2 protein-coding genes are annotated in these 733 nt (G+C 47.9%); both read right to left on the reverse strand.

Features of this window, described 5'->3' with window-relative positions; translation table 11 throughout:
* Window positions 1-125: 4Fe-4S cluster-binding domain-containing protein (locus AB5935_RS27665; protein ID WP_368328060.1), on the reverse strand; the 125-nt coding region annotated here is incomplete at its 3' end.
* A gap of 2 nt (window positions 126-127) precedes the next feature.
* On the reverse strand, window positions 128-733 hold a 606-nt coding region (gene nrdD, locus AB5935_RS27670; RefSeq protein ID WP_368328059.1), incomplete at its 5' end, for an anaerobic ribonucleoside-triphosphate reductase.

A 733-nucleotide genomic window follows, 5' to 3' on the forward strand; every position in this document is an offset into this window, starting at 1 on the left:
CTCGGATTCCAGCTCTCCGTGTTGTGGCAACCAGGACAGTGATGGGAACATCCGGCAAGAGAAATAGAGTACCGGATGCCTTCACCATCGACAATCGTTTCAGGATAAGTTCCTAATAAATTCACTTCTACAGGTGTTTTACGCGGTCTTGTTCTTCTGCCCGTTTAGCAGAGTTCCAGGAACTCAAATCGCCTGTCAGGTAACCGGTTATACGGCGCATACGAAGGATGCTTTCACTCTGGCACACCGGACATTTATCGAAGATAACCCCTTTGTAACCACAGTTATGACAAGTATCTACCGGGTGATTGATAGAGCCGTAGCCAATCCCCTCGTCGTGCATCACTTTCACAATCTTGGCGATGGCACGTACATTCTTCTGTGCTTCACCGTCCAGTTCTACATACGTGATATGTCCGCCGCGCGTAATGGCGTGGAACGGAGCTTCACGCTTGATTTTCTCAACGATGCTGATCGGTTCTTTCACGTCTACGTGAAAAGAGTTGACATAATAGTCGCGGTCTGTCACTCCGGGGATTTTTCCATATTTCCGACGATCCATTTTAGTGAAACGTCCCGAAAGTCCTTCGGCAGGAGTAGCCAGAACGGAGTAGTTCAGGTTATATTTCTCTTTATATTCGTTTACCACTTTATTCATTTCCATCACCGCTTCATACAGCGTGTCCCATGCTTTCTGGTTGTGGCCGTGACCTTGTCCGTAGAGAGCCACCAT

The organism is Phocaeicola sp. RTP21198st1_B8_RTP21198_201120, assembly GCF_040929485.1.
In the GTDB taxonomy this organism is placed as follows: Bacteria; Bacteroidota; Bacteroidia; order Bacteroidales; family Bacteroidaceae; genus Phocaeicola; species Phocaeicola dorei.